Origin of the sequence: Streptomyces sp. MBT65 (assembly GCF_016612545.1) — a bacterium.
Classification (GTDB): Bacteria; Actinomycetota; Actinomycetes; order Streptomycetales; family Streptomycetaceae; genus Streptomyces.
In genome coordinates, this window is record NZ_JAENRY010000163.1 from 1 (window position 1) to 17,174 (window position 17,174).

The window sequence follows — 17,174 nt, forward strand, 5'->3', positions numbered from 1 at the left end:
CATGAGCGAGTCGAGGCCCAGGTCACCGAGCGGCTCGTCCGCCACATCGCCGCCGTCGCGGGCCACTTGCCGGAGCGGATCACCCCCGACACCCCGCTCACCGACCTGGGCCTCGACTCGCTCATGGCCGTCCGCCTGCGTGCCGCCGTGGAGCGCGAGTTCGGCGCCGCGCCCTCGACCCACGACCTGATGCGGGCCGACACCGTCCAGGCCGTGGCCGACGCCGTCACCCGCGCCGCGCACCACGACCGGCCGGCACACCGGCCCCCGCCCGCCGCGCTCGTCTCCGTCCGGGCCGGCCGACGCGTGCCGTACCCCCTGCGCGCGCTGCGCCCGGCAGGCGACCACCCGCCACTGATCCTGGCCCACGCGGCCGGTGGCACCCCGGACGTCTACCGGCCGCTCGCCGCGCTGCTGTCCCCGGAGCTGCCGGTGTACGGGCTGGACCGGGTCGAGGAGGCGGACACCGTCGCCGCGAAGGCGAGGCTGTGCGCGGAGGCGATCCGCAAGGCGTGGCCCGACGGCGGCTACTGGATCGGCGGATGGTCGTTCGGCGGGTTCGTGGCGCAGGAGGCCGCCCGGCTGCTCGCCGCAGAGTTCGCACCCCCCGAGGCGGTGGTGCTCATCGACGCCGTACGTCCGCTGCCCCGACCGCTCGGACGGACGTCATGGGACGTGACGCGGGAGCACTTCGAGGGATTCGCCGCGTACGCGTCCCGCACTTACGACGTACAACTCGACCTGCCCTACACGGAATTGGCCCGCCTCGACGACCGAGGTCGGATCGACCTGGTGCTGGAGACGCTGAGTTCGGTCGCCGACATCCCGCCCGCCGCGCTCCGCCACCAGCGCGCCTCCTACCTGGACCTGCGGACCGGCGAGGCGCACACTCCCCGTTCCTACGACGGCCGGGTGATCCTCTACCGCGCCACCGAGCCGGCTCCGCACACGGTGCGCGACCCGGCGTACGAGCGCACGGACGACGCCCTCGGCTGGGACGAGCTGTGCCCGCACCTGGAGATCGTCCGCATCCCCGGACACCACCTGTCGCTCCTGGACCCGCCGCACGCCCAGGCCATCGCCGACCACCTCAACCAGGTGCTCGGCTGAACACCCCGCTCCCCGAAGCCACTTCACAAGGAGCCGCCCGCCATGTCCGACCGTCCGCCCGTTCCCCGCCCAGGTCTGTCCCGTCGTACCGTCACCAAGGCCGCCGCGCTCGGTGTCGCGGGTGTGCTCGCCGGGGCGTGGAGAGCCTCGGCCGCCGATGTCACTGTCACCCAACTGGGGCCCCGCACCTATGACTTGGGTGTCCCCTCCGCCGCGCTGGGCCGCACCGCGCCGGTACGGATCATCCTGCCGACCGCGTACACCGCCCAGCCCGGCCGCACTTGGCCGGTGCTCTACCTGCTGCACGGCGCGCACGACGACTACAACTCGTGGACCCGCGAGACCGACATCGAGACGTTCACCGCGAACCGGGACCTGATCGTCGCCATGCCGAACGGAGGGCCCACCGGCATCCCCACCCGCTGGCAGACCGGCCTCGACTACGAGACTTTCCAGCTCCAGGAAGTGCCCGCGGTCCTGCGCGCCGGTTACCGGGCCTCCACCGTGCAGGCCGTCGCCGGGGTCTCGACCGGCGGATACGGTGCCATGGCACACGCGGCCCGCCACCCGGGCACGTTCGTGGCCGCCGCGTCGTACAGCGGCATCCCCGACACCACCACGACGACGATGCCGACGATCATCGAGGCGATCGTGGGACGGGAGAACCTCAACCCCCTGTCGCTGTGGGGCGACCCGACGCTCAACTCGGCCACCTGGCAGGACTTCAACCCCCTGACGCACGCGAGCGCCCTGCGCGGCACCGCGCTCTACGTCTCCGTCGGCAGTGGCAGCCTCAACGGAGGACTCGGCACCATCCTCGCGCTCGCGCAACTCATCAGTGGTGGCATCGCCTCTCTGCTGCCCGGAGTCCTGGAAAGTCTGGTGGCACCCTCCACCCAGAGCTTCGTCACCACACTCGGACAGCTGGGTGTCCCGGCCACCCAGCACCTGTATCAGGGCGGCGGACACCAATGGAGCGACTGGAAGCGGGAGTTCGCCACCTCGTGGCCGGTTCTCGCCGGTGCGCTCGGTCTGCCGGCCTGACCCGCACCGGGATTGTCGCGCTCGGACAAAATCGAAACTCGGCCTTGTAACTCGCGTACAGGCCAACGGAGTTCGGCTGGGGATATCGTCATCGTTCGGACCGCCTTGACCGAGCGGTAGGAGCACGTCACATGGATCCATTCGCCGTCGTCCCTCAGCGACTGGCAGACTTTCTGCGCCCTCACCTCGACGACATGGCCGCGGAGGTCGCGCGCGAGGTACAGCTTGAGGTACCCGAGTACACGAGGCCGGCCGACGACGCCTACGTGCGGACGATCAGAGCCGGAGTCGGACAGGCCCTGACGCTCTTCGTGGACCGCATCGCCGACACCGGCCGGGACGGGAAACACGTCGTCCACACCTACCAGGCGATCGGACGTGGCGAAGCCGGCGAAGGGCGTGGCCTCGAAGTGCTCCAGGCCGCGCTCCGGCTCGGCGGACGGGCCGCCTGGCGGCGCATGATGAAGGCCGCCGAGGAGCTCGAGCTGGATTCGAGCGAGGTGGCGGCACTCGCGGACGCCGGCTTCACCCACATGCACGAGATCATGCAGGCGGCTACCGAAGGTCACACCGAGGCCCAACTGCGCAGCACGGGCGAGTTGCAGCGGCGCCGGATGCGCCTGCTGGACCTGCTGTTCGCCGATCCGCCCGCCTCCGCGGAGACCGTCGCGGAACTCGCCCGCACGGCGAGCTGGCCCCTGCCGCAGCGGGTCGCCGTCATCGCGGTGGGCGGCGCCGAACAGCAGCAGGGTGACGAACTGCTGCTGCCCACCGCGGTGTTGGCCGACATGACCGCCCGCCCGGCGCGCCTGGTCATCCCGGACCCGGACGTGCCCGGCACCTCGCGCGGCCACGCTCTCTCCTCGGCACTGCGGGGCCGACCCGCCGCCGTCGGGCCGACGGTCCCGCTCTCGCAGACCGCGGACTCCTTACGCCTGGCCGCCCGAGCCCTCTCGCTCATGCGGCGCGGTGTCCTGCCCGGCGAGGGCGTGCTCCGGTGCGCCGACCACCTCACGACGCTGATCCTCTACGCGGACGAACCTCTGGTGCGGGCGCTGTCGCATCGATCCCTGGCGCCGCTGGCCGGAATCCCGGCGCCACAGCGCGACCGGCTGGCGGAAACACTGCTGACGTGGCTGCAATGCGAGAGCAGCGTCAACAGCACCGCCCTGCGCCTGCACATCCATCCGCAGACAGTGCGTTATCGCATGCGTCAGTTGGAGAAACTGTTCGGCGACACCCTCCAGGATTCGGAGACCCGTTTCGAACTGGAACTGGCCCTGCGCGTGAATGCCGTTTCCGCATCGGAATCGGCTCGTCCCTTGCTCACGGACGAACAGAAACCTGGCTCGACTTTGTCACGCCACTGACTAACTCCATTCGCCTTTTTTACATTTCTGGCAGCTATCCCTCATGACGGCCCGTCGGTTCATCCGGCGGCCCGTTTCCGCTGTTCAGGGCGTGATCGAGGCAAGTATTCAGCCGGTTCCAGACACTCTTTTGCGGTATGGGCCAACGGTATTCGGCGGGTGAGGTCGCCGGGCTTTCCCGACCTGGAATGGCGTGCTGACCTGCATTTGAATCCTGGCGTGTCGCTGAACAGCCTGCGAGATTTGGTCAGCTGTGTTGTCGTAGAAATGCGACAACAGGGGCCTCCTGGATTGCCCGTTGGCTTCGGCACCCTTCGAGCTACCAGACCCTGCTCTCACGCACGGCAGCCGCCACAGCGACCCGATCGACTGACTTCTCGACGAGATCGGGACGACGGCAGCCGCGTCGCTTCTCGTGATCGCTGGGGCGGACAAATTCGCACTGCCATTCAGGTAGACGGTCGGCTTGGTGACGCCCCGAGGCGGCCTCGCGGGTTTGAGCCCGGTGCCGCGACTGACGAACCTGGCGAAGAGTCGTGTCCTGCCGGTTCAAGGCGCGGCCAACCGCCCCTGCCACGTCCTACTTCTCCTCCGGCTCCCAGGCGCGGAGCAGGTCGAGCAGCCCTGCGTCTCCGTCAACGTGCAAGGAGTCGGCCTGGATCCGGTCGTACAGGTAGAGGACCAGCTCACTGGCCGTGCCGTGGACGGAGGCGCCGGCAGCGTCCGAGTCCTCGCCGGTCGCGGCGGTGGGCGCGGGGATGCGGGTGACGCGTGCGCCGTCGCCGTCGACGGTGAGGCGCCAGGAGCGGCCCTCGGCGGAGTGGAAGTCGAAGGCCGTGGGCTTGTGCGGCCAGGCACTCGGTGTTGCGCAGACGGTGAACAGGAACTCCTCCACACCGTCGAGTGCCAACTCGACCGGCAGCGGCTGCGGGGAGCCCCCGGCGAGCTGGGCGTCGTAGGTGTGCACCGCGGTCTCCTGGACCCGGTGCCGGGCCGTGCCGCCGGCGGTCTGCGGTGACTGCGACGCGGGCCACCACGTCCAGCAACCGCTTTCCGGTCCCGCCGCGCGCAGGGCGCCCAGCAGAAGCTGCGTCGATGCGTCCAGCCAGGCCAGCAGGGCCTCACGCTCCTGCGGCACTTCCAGCGCGGCGCGCGCGGCGACGGCCTCGGCCGGGGGAGCGTCGGCGGACCCCGCGCCGACTATGGCGGCCCAGAAACGGTCTCCCCCACCCAGGTGCTTCACCAGATCGAACAGCGTCCACCCGGGGCAGGTCGGCACCTGCGCGTCGAGACCGGGCGCGGCGGCGACCACGGCGCGGAAGGCGGTCGACCGGTCATCGATAAGTCGCAACAGGTCAGGGAACTCAAGATTCTTTTCCACGCCGGATGTCTATCACCGCGCCGCGGTGATCGGACAGCGATTTCCACTGTCGCCGCTGGTCGGCCATTGCGGACGTCCTCGCCTCCCAGCGGTCGGGTGACACTGCGCACTGCTGCGAGGACGCTGGTGGTGGCGGTACGCCGGCCGTCGTGCCTGTGGGTGCTCTGGCCTCGCCGTGCGGCCGGGCACCTCGGCGACGTGACGTCCACCCGGTGCGCGCGATCATGCTGCCGCTCGATGTGATGGACGCGGAGGTCACGACGGCAGGGGAGGGCTGGTCGGGTCGGGAGTTCAGGTGACTCCCGTTCGACCAGCACTCCTCAAGTTCGGAACGACAACAGCCACTTACACCAATCCGGCCAGGTGCAGTTGAAGTCGAGAGCGCGATGAGCGCACCGCCGCCATCCCCACTCTGCGCTCAGGTCGTAGAGGCCAACTCCCATCAGGGTGGCGCCGGTGATGGTCTCGCTGGAGCGTTGTCAGGTCTGTGCGGTCGGCGCTACGGACGTGTCCGCCCGAGTGACATCGCAACCAGCCGACATTCACAGCTCGCGGCCCTCGGGTGACAGTCGAACGCACCGACAAACGACACCCGTTGAGCGGCTCTGGTCCAATTCTTGTGGAGCGGTGGCGCTCGGTGTTGTTGAAGGCTGCTGTGCCTGGTGATGTGCCACCACCACGACCGATGGAGATTTCGGTGGAACGGTCGACAATGCCCGTCATGGCAGATCGCAGTCCGGTCCTCCGGATCGTCACTTCGGCAGCGCGGGAGTATCTGAAGCCGCTCGGCCTGGCCCAGCGCGGGCGGTCGCGGCTATGGATCGATGACCACGAGTGGTGGCTCGGGGTTGTGGAATTCACTCCGCCAAAGACCGCCGGCAGTGGTCTGTACGTCGGTGCGATGTGGCTGTGGCACGACGTGGACCACCTGGCCTTCCACGTGGACGCAGTCCGGACCGGCCCCGAGCCGTTTCGCACCGAGGACCAGTTCACACCGCTGGCACTCGAATTCAGTCGGCAGGCGGCTGCGAACGTGACCGCGCTGAGGGAGAAGTTCTCGGATCTGCCGAACGTAGCCCGGTACCTGACTTCCAGGCCGGCGCGACGGGGATTCCTCTGGGACAGATTCGACGCCGGGATCGCAGCCGCTCTGGTCGGAGACCCGACCACGGCCCGCGAACACCTCGAACGAGTCCTTCGAGAGGACCCGCTGGCCCCGTGGATGGTCGAATCTCAGGAGAAGGCACGTGAACTGCACGCCATCGCGCCAGATCGCGATGCTGTGACTGCCTGGGTCACCCGGGCCGTCGACTCATGCCGGAGCAAGCTGGGTCTGGATCCAGTGACGCTCGCGATCAGAGACGAAGTCTGAGTGTTCGTCATACGCCCAAGAGCCCGGTGAAGACACGGGAGTTGGCCAGTGACGGCGACCATCGCGCTGTTGCTACCCGCAGCAAGTCATCCCCCGCCTGGCGGAACCGGGCATTGCCGAGGCGGCCGAACGCCAGCCCCGGGCGATGCACGACCTCAGTCAACGCGCCTTCCCTGAGACCGAGTTGGAACCGGAGTCGCTCGGGGCGACCCGCACTCGGCGCCGCCGTGACGGCAGGAGGGAGCCGAACTGCTGCCCTCCGCATCGGCATCCGCCCCGGACGACGTCCCCCAGACCCGGAAGACACCCAAGGGCAGGCGGGGATGGGGGAGTTGGCCGGCGACAGTCAGAAGCCGTGCCCGAACCGGTGATCTGGGACGTCCCGTGGCTGCGGGACCGGAGGGGGCTGACCGGGGTACGTCATGGCGCCCCGCTCCTGGACGGCGCATCGGCGTCGGTTCGGACGGTCTGGCCGACCAGGTCGCGAGTCCTGTTCTGCCCTGTCGGCCAGTGCTCACTGCGCATAGGCTCCCGGCGTTATGAAGGTGCTGATCTCCGTTGACATGGAAGGCATCTCGGGGATCGTGCATCCTGCCGAGACAAATCCGGATCGCTACGACTATGAGCGAGGCCGCGCGTTGATGACGGCCGAGGCCAACGCTGTGGTCGCGGGTGTCCTTGAGGCCGAACCCGCGGCTGAGGTGTGGGTCGCCGACGCGCACGGACCTTTTCGGAATGTGCTGCCGGAGGAACTTGACCGACGGGCCCGTCTGGTTCGCGGCAAACCCCGCCCCCTCGGCATGCTCGGGGGGCTCGACGAGCACACGGACGCGGTGATGTTCGTCGGCTACCACGCCCGCGCCGGTGCTGGTCCAGCCGTACTGGCACACACGATGAGCGACGCCATCCTGGACGTACGCGTGGGCGGGCGTTCCTTGGGCGAGATCGGTCTCAACGCAGCTATGGCCGGGCATCTGGGTGTGCCGGTCGTGCTGCTCAGCGGTGATGACGCAGCCTGTGCCGAACTAGGTGATCTGGTGCCCTCGGCTGTCACTGTCGCGGTCAAACAGGCCCTTGGCCAGGCCGCCGCCGTGGCCCTGCACCCCGCGGAGGCCCGGGAGCGCCTGCACCAGGCAGCCATCGAAGCGGTGACCGGGCGGACACGGGTCTTGCCGCTCGTTCTTGCCGGACCGCTCGAGGTTGAGGTCGACCTCTACGGCCCGTACATGGTTGACCTGGCAACACTCGTGCCAGGTGTCTCACGTGCTCGGGACGGGCGGACGGTCGCGTTCACCGCCGTCGACTTTGCCGACGCCTACCGCCTGGTTCTGCTGCTCGTGCAGCTCGCGGGCATCAAGCCCGGTTAGCCCCGCGGTACACCGCGCCGAAGCCACAGACGCGAAGCCCGCCCTCGATGAGCCGGCCCCGCTCGTGGGGCCCAAGCGGACACCGGACCGGAACGGGAGGATCATGCCGTCGACCGGGAGCCACCACGTATGCGTCCCGGTCCCTCCGGCTGGTGTTCGGGTCCCCGAAGCCCGGGGATCGGGCGAAGCCGGCGGGCGTACGGAAGTCGTCCTCGCGCAGGCCCTAGTCCGGCTCTCTCCGCCCCAAGCGGTCGGCGACGAACGCCTTGAGCGTCTCCCGGGACGGGTGTCCCCAGCCGATACAAAACGGATGCCCGGCCGGATCCGCGTACACCCGGTGACCCTCGGGAGCATCGAGATCAGGAGCGGGCTGGAGCAGTCGGGCGCCCAGGGCGAGTGCCTCTTCGTGCGCCGCTCGCGGGTCGTCGACGTGGAGATCGAGATGTACTTGCTGGGGGTTTCCATGAGGCCAGTCGGGCGGAACGTGGTCCGGTGCCAGTTGCACGCCGATCCGCCACTGCCCAGCAGCATCGATGACGCTGTGCCAGTCGTCGTCCTCGAAGACGTGCCCGCCCAGAACGCCGGCCCAGAACGTGCTCTCCGCATGAAGGTCGGCCGCGTCGAACACGATCACCTGCCGCACCATGTCCACAACACTCACGCTACGGGAATCAGTGCGCCCTTCCCAACCTCCTGCGTCGGCCGGGAAGTTGGCCTGACAGACGGATGAAGCCCCGGTAGACGGGTCCTCGACCAAGAGAACCGTCCCCACCAGGGGCTTCGCATGCTTGGTCACCTGTCCGGCGTCGACGTGTCCAGGTCTGCCCTCCGCTTACTCGCCGCCCGTCTGAGGCACTGTCGGTGCGCCCTCGGCACTCGATGGCGGCGCCTGAGTGCGGGCCGCCAGGCCCTACGCGCTCACGCTCAACTCCGCGACGGTCAGCCCTATGCCCAGCTCGCGGCCGGGTTCGCGATCGGCACCACCACTGTCCACCGGTATGTCACCGAGACCGTCGAGCTCTTGGCCGCTTTCGCTCCCCGGCCGAAGGGTGGGGGAGATCGCCGCCGACCCGTCCCTTCTGCCCGGGCAGACATAAGAAGCACGGCATGAATGTGCAGGTCATGGCCGAACCGAAGGGGCGTCTCCTATGGGTTTCACCGACCTTGGCGGACGCCGTCCATGAGGTCCGGGCCTCCCGTGAGCACGGCATCATCGACGCTCTCGCCGATGCCGGCATCAACTGCTGGGCGGACAAGGGCTGTAAGGATGCGGGCGGCACGGTCCGTCTCCTTGACCGCGGCCGATGGGACGGCCTCTCCGCCGGTCAGCAGGCCGTCAACCGGTCCCGTACGAAGGTCCGGGCGTTGGTCGAACAAGCCATCGCCACCCTCAAGTCCTGGCGACTCCTCCGCATGCTCCACCGCTCGACGACGCGGATCGCAAACCTCGTCCAAGCTGTGCTCGCTCACCACCTGGCCGGCTCAGACTGAGGATGGAGACGGCTCAATGCCCCCCGTCCGGGCTGCATCCGTCCACTTCCGCGCTATGGCTTCCGCGGCGGGAGTCGGCCGCTTGGTGACGACAGATCGGCACCCGGCAGTGGTTGACCTTCCGCCGCCAGGCGCTGACGGCCCTGGCCCACCTGCGCTGCAACCACACCTTCGCCGAACTCGAAGCCGCAATTCGCATAGGCCTGCCCCCGGCCGTCCCCGCCGCGCGAGGTCAAAAACCAGGCTGCGGAGGAACGTTTGATCGCACGAGGCGGACTCGCGTGGCTGGTATGCGGTCGGGCAGGTAGACGAATCCGTTTCCGTTGTCGAGGAGCAACCCCTCATCGACGCCGTCCACGGACCAGAGATCAACCGGCCCACCAGTGTTGTTGATCTGAAAGAAGAACTCTGTCTCCTCATCCCGACAGACGAAGATTCCCTCCACTTCAGGGCGGCTGCTGCCGGCGATTCCCTGTGCGGCGCCCATCCGGGTCCAATCCAGGCCATGCTGCGTGATCGACCGCCGATTGAGCACGGACGAGATATGGAAGAAGGTCGACGTATCAAACACGCCAGGAGTATAGGAAGCGGTGAGGCTTCCGCGTCCGTCAGGGGCTGCGAAGGCCAGATGAGCTTCCCGAACGGGTCGTTGAGGAGTCGGACGTTCATGCCGTGCTTGCCGGAGTAGAGCGTGCGACGCCAGAGCAGGCCACGTGATGTGCGGTGCAAGTCAGGCAGCGCCTCGCCCTGGAGTATCCCGATCCGCGCTGGACGGAGACGGGCGATCAGTGACGGCATGTCCGAGATCCGGCGGTCGGCGAGGGCCACGACCCGGCGCAGGTGTGTACGGGCCCTGGGTGCCGAGGGTGCGGCACTGTCCCTGCTGATGGATGCCGAGCGGACGGCCGAGGCGCTGTGGTACCCCCCGGAGACCGCGGCGCCCGGTTCGAGGATCTCCAGTTCACAGTGGGGACTACCCGGCGCCGGAAGCCGTTCGAGCCAGCGCACCTGACACGGCTACCCGCCGAACGATGGGTCGTGCTGCCGCCGGCCGCGCGCGAGCGTGGGTGTGCACGGCCAGTTGTTTCCCTCTAGCACCAGTCACCGCCGGCGCACGGGACCCTCGGATCAGGCGTCCGGGGCCCGGCAGGAGCCGGGGAGTGGGTTGGCCGCAGATGCCAGAGCGGCGAGGCCGACGGCGGCGCGTTCCGGGCCGAGGAACGGAGCCAGCACGGAGAAGGTCAGACCGGGCAGCAGGCCCGGCAACTCCGCGGTCCGGTCCGCGGCGATCCGCCGGTAGATCGCGGAGTACACCCCTCCGACCACCGTGTCGATCAACTCCTCGGTGGGGACGGGCAGTTCCGTCTCCGGCAGGTCGGTGAAGAAGTCCCGGAAGCGGGTCAGCAGCGCCTCGCGCGCCTCCCATCCGGCGGGGCCCACCGCGTCGATCTCCACGATGGCCATGACCGCGAACGCGGGTGCGTCGGCGAGTATGTCGAGCAGCGCGCCGAGCCCGGCATGTACCGCGCCCGGCCAGTCCGGGGCTTTGGCGTGGGCCTCTTCCATGGCGCCGATGACCATGGTCGTGCCGTACCGGTGGGCGGCGAGGAAGGCGTCCTCCTTGCCCTTGAAGAGGTCGTAGAAGACGGGCCTGGTGACGCCCGCGGCCTGGCAGATGTCGCTGACCCGGGTGTGGGCGTAGCCGACCTGGGCGACGGTGCGGACGAAGCCGTCGAGCAGCCGGTCGCGCTGGTTGGCGGCGACCACCTCCGGCGAGGTACGGCGCGGACCTCGTCGCAGCGAGCGCTCAGGGTCGCGTGCCATGCGGGTACCGGGCAGCACGAGTGCGGGCGGCACCGACGGGACTGTTGCCATACCACGTCCTTCCTCGGGAACTTGCCCGCACTGTATTGACTTGAATACCCGTCAGGTTTACAACTCTCACAGGTTTTCTTCTTGCGCGGACCTGCGGCGGGACGCCGCCGGAGCCGTCAGTGTCACGCACCCGCAAGGCCGCCAACAAGTGCCCTCGTGCCCTCGACGTCAGGTCGGGGACGCGCACCGGTCCGGTGGTTCCCGCAGTCCGGGAACCGCCCTGCGCGGGTCGCTGCCTTCACCCCTGAGCCGGGGGAGCGACCCGTCCTCGCCACCCACACCCCCTGTATGTCAGAGGACCCCGCATGCGCAGAAACACCGTCTCCGCCCTCGCCGCCACTGCCGCCGTCGCGGCCCTGGCGCTCCTCCCCGCCACCACCGCCTCGGCGGACAGCGCCGTGCTCACCTACGGCAGCGCCGCCGGCACGGCCGTCTCCGTCGGCGACGTACTCACCGCCTCGCTGGCGAGCGGCACCACGGCCACCCTCGCCACCAGCAGCGGCGGCACGTCCGGCATCACCTGCACCGGTTCGACGCTCTCCGCCACGGTGACCGACAACCCCGCCGCCCCGGGCACCGCCACCGAGTCCGCGACCGCCCAGACCTTCAGCGGCTGCACCAGCAACGTCCTCGGCGTCACCGGGGTGCGGAGCATCACCGTCAACAACCTGCCCTACAGCACCGCCGCCAACTCCGACGGCGCCGTCACGGTCACCCCCGCCTCGGGCAGCACGATCCAGACCACGGTGGTGCTCTCCACCCTGCTGGGGTCCATCACCTGCGTCTACCGGGCGCCCAGCCTCGCCGCCGTGAGCTCCAACAACACCAACAGCCTGACCTTCACCAACCAGGCCTTCACCAAGTTCTCCGGCTCGATCCTGTGCGCGGGCAACGGCTACTTCACGGCGACCTACGCCCCCGTGGTCGACAGCAGTGTCAGCGGCTCCCCCGCCATCTACACCAACTGACAGTCCGTCCGGGAGGGCTCCCGTGAAACCGCTCCGACCCCAAGTGCTCCTGGCGATCCTCGCGTTCATCATCTCGATCGCCTTCGTCGCCCCCGCCCAGGCCGCCGCCGGCAACCCCTACCAGCGCGGCCCGGCCCCGACCCGGGCCAGCATCACCGCCGAGACCGGCCCGTTCACCGTCGCCTCGGTCGTCGTCCCCTCGGGCAGCGGCCCGGGCTTCAACAACGGCACCATCTATTTCCCCACCGACACCAGCCAGGGCACCTTCGGCGCCGTCGTCATCATGCCGGGCTTTGTCGCACCGGAGGCGGAGATCGCCTGGTACGGACCCCGGCTCGCCTCCCAGGGCTTCGTGGTGATGACCCTGGACAGCAACGCACTGTGGGACTTTCCGACCGACCGCAGCAACCAACAGCTCGCCGCGCTCAGCTACTTGATGACCAAGAGCGCGGTGAAGAACGAGATCGACCCCACCCGGACAGCCGTGATGGGCTGGTCGATGGGCGGCGGCGGCACGCTGGAGAGCGCGGCGAGCACCCCCTCGCTCAAGGCGGCCATCGCGTTGGCGCCCTGGGACATCGTCAACGTCGGCGACCAGATCACCGTCCCCACCATGATCTTCGGCGCCGACGGGGACACCGTGGCCCCGGTCTCCACCTTCACCCTGCCCGCCTACAACGCCCTGACGAACGACCACGACAAGGCGTTCATCGAGCTCAGGAACGCCGACCACTTCACCTTCGCCAGCCCGAACACCACGATCGCCGAGTACAGCATCGTCTGGCTCAAACGCTTCGTCGACAACGACACCCGCTACGACCAGTTCATCTGCCCAACTCCCAACGACCCCAACACCGTTGCCTTCATGAACACCTGCCCGATGTAGCCCCGCAGGGAGTGCGGCAGGCACGGGTCCTCAAAGCACCCGTGCCTGCCGCGTCCCGTACGGCTCCGGCGGTTACCCCTCCGACAGCGGGGTGACCGCGATCTGGTCGATCACCGGTGCGTACGGGGACCGTTGGTCGTACGGGTTGTAGGTGTCGCCGTCGAAGTCGGGCAACTCCTCGGCCGTGAAGGTGATTTGGTTGCTTCCCTTCTTCAGCGTCACCGGGACGGTCAGCTCCCGGAAGGCGTTGAAGTGGAAGGTGGTCGGGAACAGCACCCGCTTCGCCGGTCCGCCGTTGACCGAGAGGTCGGCATGACGGGTGATCGGGTCCGGGTTGTAGTGCGTGGCCGGTGCCTGCTCGGCGTTGGAGTAGCGGACGGTCACCGCGTGCCGTCCGGCCCGCTTGGCGAAGACTTCGACAGTGAGGGCGTTGGCCTTGCCGTCGCCGATGCCGGTGACCGCCTTGCCGCCGTCGGCGAACGTGTACGCGTCGGTGACCTTGGCGGCTCCGCTGGGTGTGCCGTCCTCGGCCTGGTACACCTTCGTCGCCGACGAGCCGCCGGCCGGAGCGACTCGGAGCCGGTCCAGCACGACGCCGTGGGAGGTGCCGGTGACGGTGACCTTGTTGATGCCACCGGACAGGAACGCCCGCACCACGGCCGAGCCCTTCTTCCCGCGGCCCGCCCCGGCAACGCCCAGCTTCTCGCCGTTGAGGGACAACTCCGCCCGGCCGCCGCCGAGTTGGTCGAGCGCGAGGGCCGCTTCACCGTCGGTGGGGGAGTAGACCCAGAAGGTCGCGGACGCGCCCTTGGGCAGGGGTACGGCGCCTGGTCCCGACGCGCCCCGATACGTGTACTGCGGTCGAGTCCCGGTGAGGGTGGCGTACTCGGCCTCGTAGATCGCGGGGCTGGTCACGTTCTTGTCGCGCAGCGCCAGGTCGATCTTGTCGATGATCGCGTCGCCCTTGGTGACGCCCAGGTCCGCGTCCTGCGCCGCCAGGGTGATCCGGTGCCGGCCGGCGGTCAACTGCACGGTGGTGTCGGTGTGTCCCCAGACCACCCACTTGTAGCCGAGCGGCAGGAGCAGTTCCTGCGGGTCCGTGCCGTCGACACGGAGGAAGACGTTGGTGGGGCCCTGCTCCTGCACCAGGCCGTACAGGTTGTAGGAGTTGGCGAAGACACTGAGGTCGTACGTGCCGTCCTTCGGGACGTCCACGTCGAAGGAGAGCACCCCGTCGGATCCGGTGCGCAGACCGCCCACGTTGTAGGTACCGGAGGTCGCGAACCCACCGACGTTCGAGGGCGTGCCCTCGGGCCCGTTCTTGGAGTAGCCCCTGCCGGTGTAGGTGGCGTCCTCCGCCTCGTACGTCCCCCGCCAACCGACCGAGGGCTGGGCCGACTTCCCTCCGTGGCCGCCGGGGGAAAGGATGACCTGGTACGCGGACATCTCGTTCATGCCGGTCATCGGGAGCGTCACCGAGCCGTCCTCGCCGACGGCGATCTCCTGGTCCGCGAGCCGCAGCGGCTGGGCCGAGTCGCCGACCTGGCCGGTCCACGGGATCTCCTGCACGGTGGCGTGCACCGTCGTACCGAACAGCTTGGGGTCGATGTTCTGGAAGACGACGTCCGCGTCACCGCTCTTGCCACCGAACAGCACCCGCGACTGCTTCTTCTTCGGGTCGAGCGTGGCCACACCCTGGAGGGTGTACTGCTGGTTGGGGTGCGGGGCGGTCACCTGCACGGTGTGCCCGGACATCTGGCCGTAGGCGTTGAACAGCCACCACTGGCCGTTGCCCCGATCGGCGTCGACGGCCGAGTCGTTGAGGTTGCCGTCGATGTTCCAGTAGGCCAGGTCCGCGTCGATCTTGGACTCCTCGATGGCGGAGACCCACTGGACGACCTGGCCGGGCACGGAGAGGTGGTAGTTGTGTCCGTACTCGTTGACGTTGATCGGCAGCGGGCCGATCCCCGCGTCCTTCTCCCACTGCCGGTACTTGGTCACGTTCGTGCGGACCGCGGCGGGCGAGGACAGTTCGTGCCAGGTCATCACGTCCGGGACGACGTCGTTGGCCTTGGCGTACCGCAGGAAGCCCTTGACCTGGTCGTAGAGGATCGAGGTGTTCGGGCCCGCGATCCTGGCGTCCGGGTCCTCGTCCTTGATGAGGTGGTAGACCTCCCTCCAGGCCGCGAAGAAGTACTGCGGGTCGTTGAGCCAGGACACGTTGTTGTAGCTCCACGCGCCCGAGCCGAACATGTTCCCCTCGGGCTCGTTGAAGGGGACGTAGACGACGTGGTCCTTGTAGTCGCCCATCGTCCTGACCTGGTCGACCTGCTTCTTGATCTTCGACTTGAAGTCCGCGAGCCGTTCGGGGCCGGTGGTGCCGGGCCACTGGTACGGGAAGCCGCGGTAGATGTCGGTCATGTAGATGTAGACGTCCTTGCCGCCCGAGTCGACGAGCGGCGGCAGGACCTCCAGCGCGTCGGCGCCCGGGTGCTGGGGGCCGTCCTGCGCCTTGGTGGACACGGTCTGAAGGTGCATGCCCTCGATGAGGTTGCGGCTCGGTGCGCCATCGCCGTAGATCCCGTACAGGGAGCCGGCGGCGCCGCCGTGGAAGGCGCCGGTGTCGGCGGCCAGGTCGATGGAGAGGCGTTCCGTGTCAGCGGCGTGAGCGGTGCCGGCGGAGGGGGCGGCGAGCAGGGTGGCGAGGATCGCCGCCACCGCGGCGCCGGCTCCCGTCGTTCTCTTTCGTCTACGTCGCACTGGGGTCTCCGTGGTTTCCGTGCGGGTGCGGACACCGGACGAGTGTTGTCGAACCGGTTCGATAGTGCTGGGCCGGGAAGCTAGCACCGGGAAAATCCGGCGGCAATACCTCTGACGCGGGGAGTCGTGTCAGCTCACCCTTGAATTCCAGGGGTGTTACGAGAAGTGCGGCGAGAGGTGTTGACAGTCGCCGGGGTTGTTCCTACCTTCACTTCACGCGAACCGGTTCGATGACCGGTTGTCGCCGCTACGCAATATCGAACCGGTTCGATCCATCCAGGATCCTTCCAAGATCCACCCAAGGAGTGCCCGTGAACATCGGTGAGATCGCCCGGCGGGCCGGTGTCTCGCGGAGCACCGTGTCCTATGCCCTGAGTGGCAAGCGTGCCGTGTCGGAGGACACCCGCCGGAAGATCCAGCGCGTCATCGACGAGCTGGGTTACCAGCCCAACGCCAGTGCGCGCGCCCTGGCCAACGGCCGGACCAACACGATCGGCCTGGTCTTCCCGCCGGCCGGCAACCACTACACCGGTATGCAACTCGACTTCATCGGCAGCGTGGTGGAGGCCGCCGCCGCCCACGACTACGACGTACTGCTGTCTCCCAGTGGCGTCGACAGCGACCGTTCGTTCCAACGGCTGCTGGGGGAGCGGCGGGTCGACGGCGCGATCCTGATGGAGATCAGACTGGAGGACGATCGAGTCGACCACCTGGCCGCCCTCGGCTTCCCCTCCGTCGCCATCGGCCGCACCGCGCATCCCGAAGGCACCTGGTGGGTCGGCCTCGACCACACCGCGCTCGCGGCGGCATGCGTGCACCACCTCGCGGACCTCGGCCACCGCAGGGTCGCCTTCGTCAACCGCCCCGAGCAACTCCTGCGGGCCGGCTACGAGTCCGCCCACCGCGGGCTCGACGGCTTCACCAAGGCCGCCGCCGAGCGCGGGCTGACCGTACGGACGTACTCCTGCGGGGACGATGCGGCATCCGGCCAGGCGTGCCTGGAGCAGATCCTGCACGACGACCCGGCCACCACGGCCCTGGTCACCCTCAACGAGGCGGCGCTCGGCGGCCTGTACCGCGGACTGGCCCAGGCCGGCCGTCATGTACCCCGCGACTTCTCCGTCACCGGAGTCGTGGCCTGCCGGTGGGCCGAGACGGTGACCCCGCAGCTCACGGCGGCGGACGTACCGGCGGAGGAGATGGGCCGGCACGCCGTCGACCTCCTCGTCGAGCGGATCGACCACCCCGACGCGTCACCCCGGCACCACTTGCTCGCGCCGCCGATCTCGCTCCGTGCCAGCACGGGTCCCGGCACCCCCACGCCGTCCACCGAGTCCCGCTGACTTCACCCTTCCCCGCACGGGTCCCGGCACCCGCTGACCCAGCCCCTCCCCGAAGCACCTCCTGAGCACGGATCACGGGCATCCCTGTCCCCCCTCGTCGCCCCGTGGCTGTCCGGCATGCCCGTGATCCGTGCTCAGGAGGTGCTTCGGGGAGGGGCTGGGTCAGCGGGTGCCGGGACCCGTGCGGGGAAGGGTGAAGTCAGCGGG

13 protein-coding genes and 2 pseudogenes are annotated in these 17,174 nt (G+C 68.9%); 10 read left to right on the plus strand and 5 right to left on the minus strand.

Annotated features, from left to right (window positions below):
* The 3 genes from JHN63_RS31435 to JHN63_RS31445 all read left to right on the plus strand — a co-directional run.
* The coding region (locus tag JHN63_RS31435; protein WP_234478000.1) for a thioesterase domain-containing protein at positions 1-1,110 on the plus strand (1,110 nt) is incomplete at its 5' end.
* A 42-nt stretch (positions 1,111-1,152) separates the two neighbouring features.
* A complete protein-coding gene (locus JHN63_RS31440) occupies positions 1,153-2,154 on the plus strand; it encodes an alpha/beta hydrolase family protein (protein ID WP_200687010.1) in 1,002 nt (333 codons plus the stop codon).
* A gap of 131 nt (positions 2,155-2,285) precedes the next feature.
* On the plus strand, positions 2,286-3,524 hold the full coding sequence (locus JHN63_RS31445) for a CdaR family transcriptional regulator (RefSeq protein WP_200687012.1): 1,239 nt from the start codon (positions 2,286-2,288) through the stop codon (positions 3,522-3,524).
* A gap of 580 nt (positions 3,525-4,104) precedes the next feature.
* Here the strand turns inward: JHN63_RS31445 and JHN63_RS31450 are convergent.
* Complete coding sequence (locus tag JHN63_RS31450) at positions 4,105-4,905, minus strand: maleylpyruvate isomerase family mycothiol-dependent enzyme (protein WP_200687014.1); 801 nt, start codon at positions 4,903-4,905, stop codon at positions 4,105-4,107.
* Positions 4,906-5,626: 721 nt separating this feature from the next.
* Here JHN63_RS31450 and JHN63_RS31455 point away from each other — a divergent pair.
* Complete coding sequence (locus tag JHN63_RS31455) at positions 5,627-6,277, plus strand: hypothetical protein (RefSeq protein ID WP_200687016.1); 651 nt, start codon at positions 5,627-5,629, stop codon at positions 6,275-6,277.
* Between the two features lie 539 nt (positions 6,278-6,816).
* Positions 6,817-7,644 carry a M55 family metallopeptidase gene (locus JHN63_RS31460; protein WP_200687018.1) on the plus strand — a complete coding sequence of 276 codons (828 nt, stop codon included), beginning with the start codon at positions 6,817-6,819 and terminating at the stop codon, positions 7,642-7,644.
* Positions 7,645-7,867: 223 nt separating this feature from the next.
* Here JHN63_RS31460 and JHN63_RS31465 read toward each other — a convergent pair whose 3' ends face one another.
* Complete coding sequence (locus JHN63_RS31465) at positions 7,868-8,305, minus strand: VOC family protein (RefSeq protein WP_307782022.1); 438 nt, start codon at positions 8,303-8,305, stop codon at positions 7,868-7,870.
* 123 nt (positions 8,306-8,428) lie between these two features.
* Between JHN63_RS31465 and JHN63_RS31470 the strand changes: the two are divergent.
* Positions 8,429-9,135: pseudogene (locus JHN63_RS31470) on the plus strand (transposase family protein).
* A gap of 89 nt (positions 9,136-9,224) precedes the next feature.
* Positions 9,225-9,341 (plus strand): annotated as a pseudogene (locus tag JHN63_RS53160) (IS5/IS1182 family transposase); the annotation flags it as partial.
* A gap of 26 nt (positions 9,342-9,367) precedes the next feature.
* Here the strand turns inward: JHN63_RS53160 and JHN63_RS31475 are convergent.
* Together JHN63_RS31475 and JHN63_RS31480 are read right to left on the minus strand one after the other, a co-directional pair.
* Positions 9,368-9,706, minus strand: a complete 339-nt coding sequence (locus JHN63_RS31475; protein ID WP_200687020.1) for a hypothetical protein — start codon at positions 9,704-9,706, stop codon at positions 9,368-9,370.
* A gap of 557 nt (positions 9,707-10,263) precedes the next feature.
* Positions 10,264-11,010, minus strand: a complete 747-nt coding sequence (locus JHN63_RS31480; protein ID WP_200687022.1) for a TetR/AcrR family transcriptional regulator — start codon at positions 11,008-11,010, stop codon at positions 10,264-10,266.
* A 305-nt stretch (positions 11,011-11,315) separates the two neighbouring features.
* Between JHN63_RS31480 and JHN63_RS31485 the strand changes: the two genes are divergently transcribed.
* A complete protein-coding gene (locus JHN63_RS31485; protein WP_200687024.1) occupies positions 11,316-11,978 on the plus strand; it encodes a Tat pathway signal sequence domain protein in 663 nt (220 codons plus the stop codon).
* A gap of 22 nt (positions 11,979-12,000) precedes the next feature.
* Complete coding sequence (locus JHN63_RS31490) at positions 12,001-12,864, plus strand: alpha/beta hydrolase (protein ID WP_307782023.1); 864 nt, start codon at positions 12,001-12,003, stop codon at positions 12,862-12,864.
* 72 nt (positions 12,865-12,936) lie between these two features.
* On the opposite strand, the gene JHN63_RS31495 is transcribed toward JHN63_RS31490, so the two are convergent.
* On the minus strand, positions 12,937-15,624 hold the full coding sequence (locus JHN63_RS31495) for a cellulosome protein (RefSeq protein WP_200687026.1): 2,688 nt from the start codon (positions 15,622-15,624) through the stop codon (positions 12,937-12,939).
* 311 nt (positions 15,625-15,935) lie between these two features.
* Here JHN63_RS31495 and JHN63_RS31500 point away from each other — a divergent pair, with 311 nt between their 5' ends.
* A complete protein-coding gene (locus JHN63_RS31500; protein WP_200687028.1) occupies positions 15,936-16,967 on the plus strand; it encodes a LacI family DNA-binding transcriptional regulator in 1,032 nt (343 codons plus the stop codon).
* Positions 16,968-17,174: the final 207 nt, after the last annotated feature.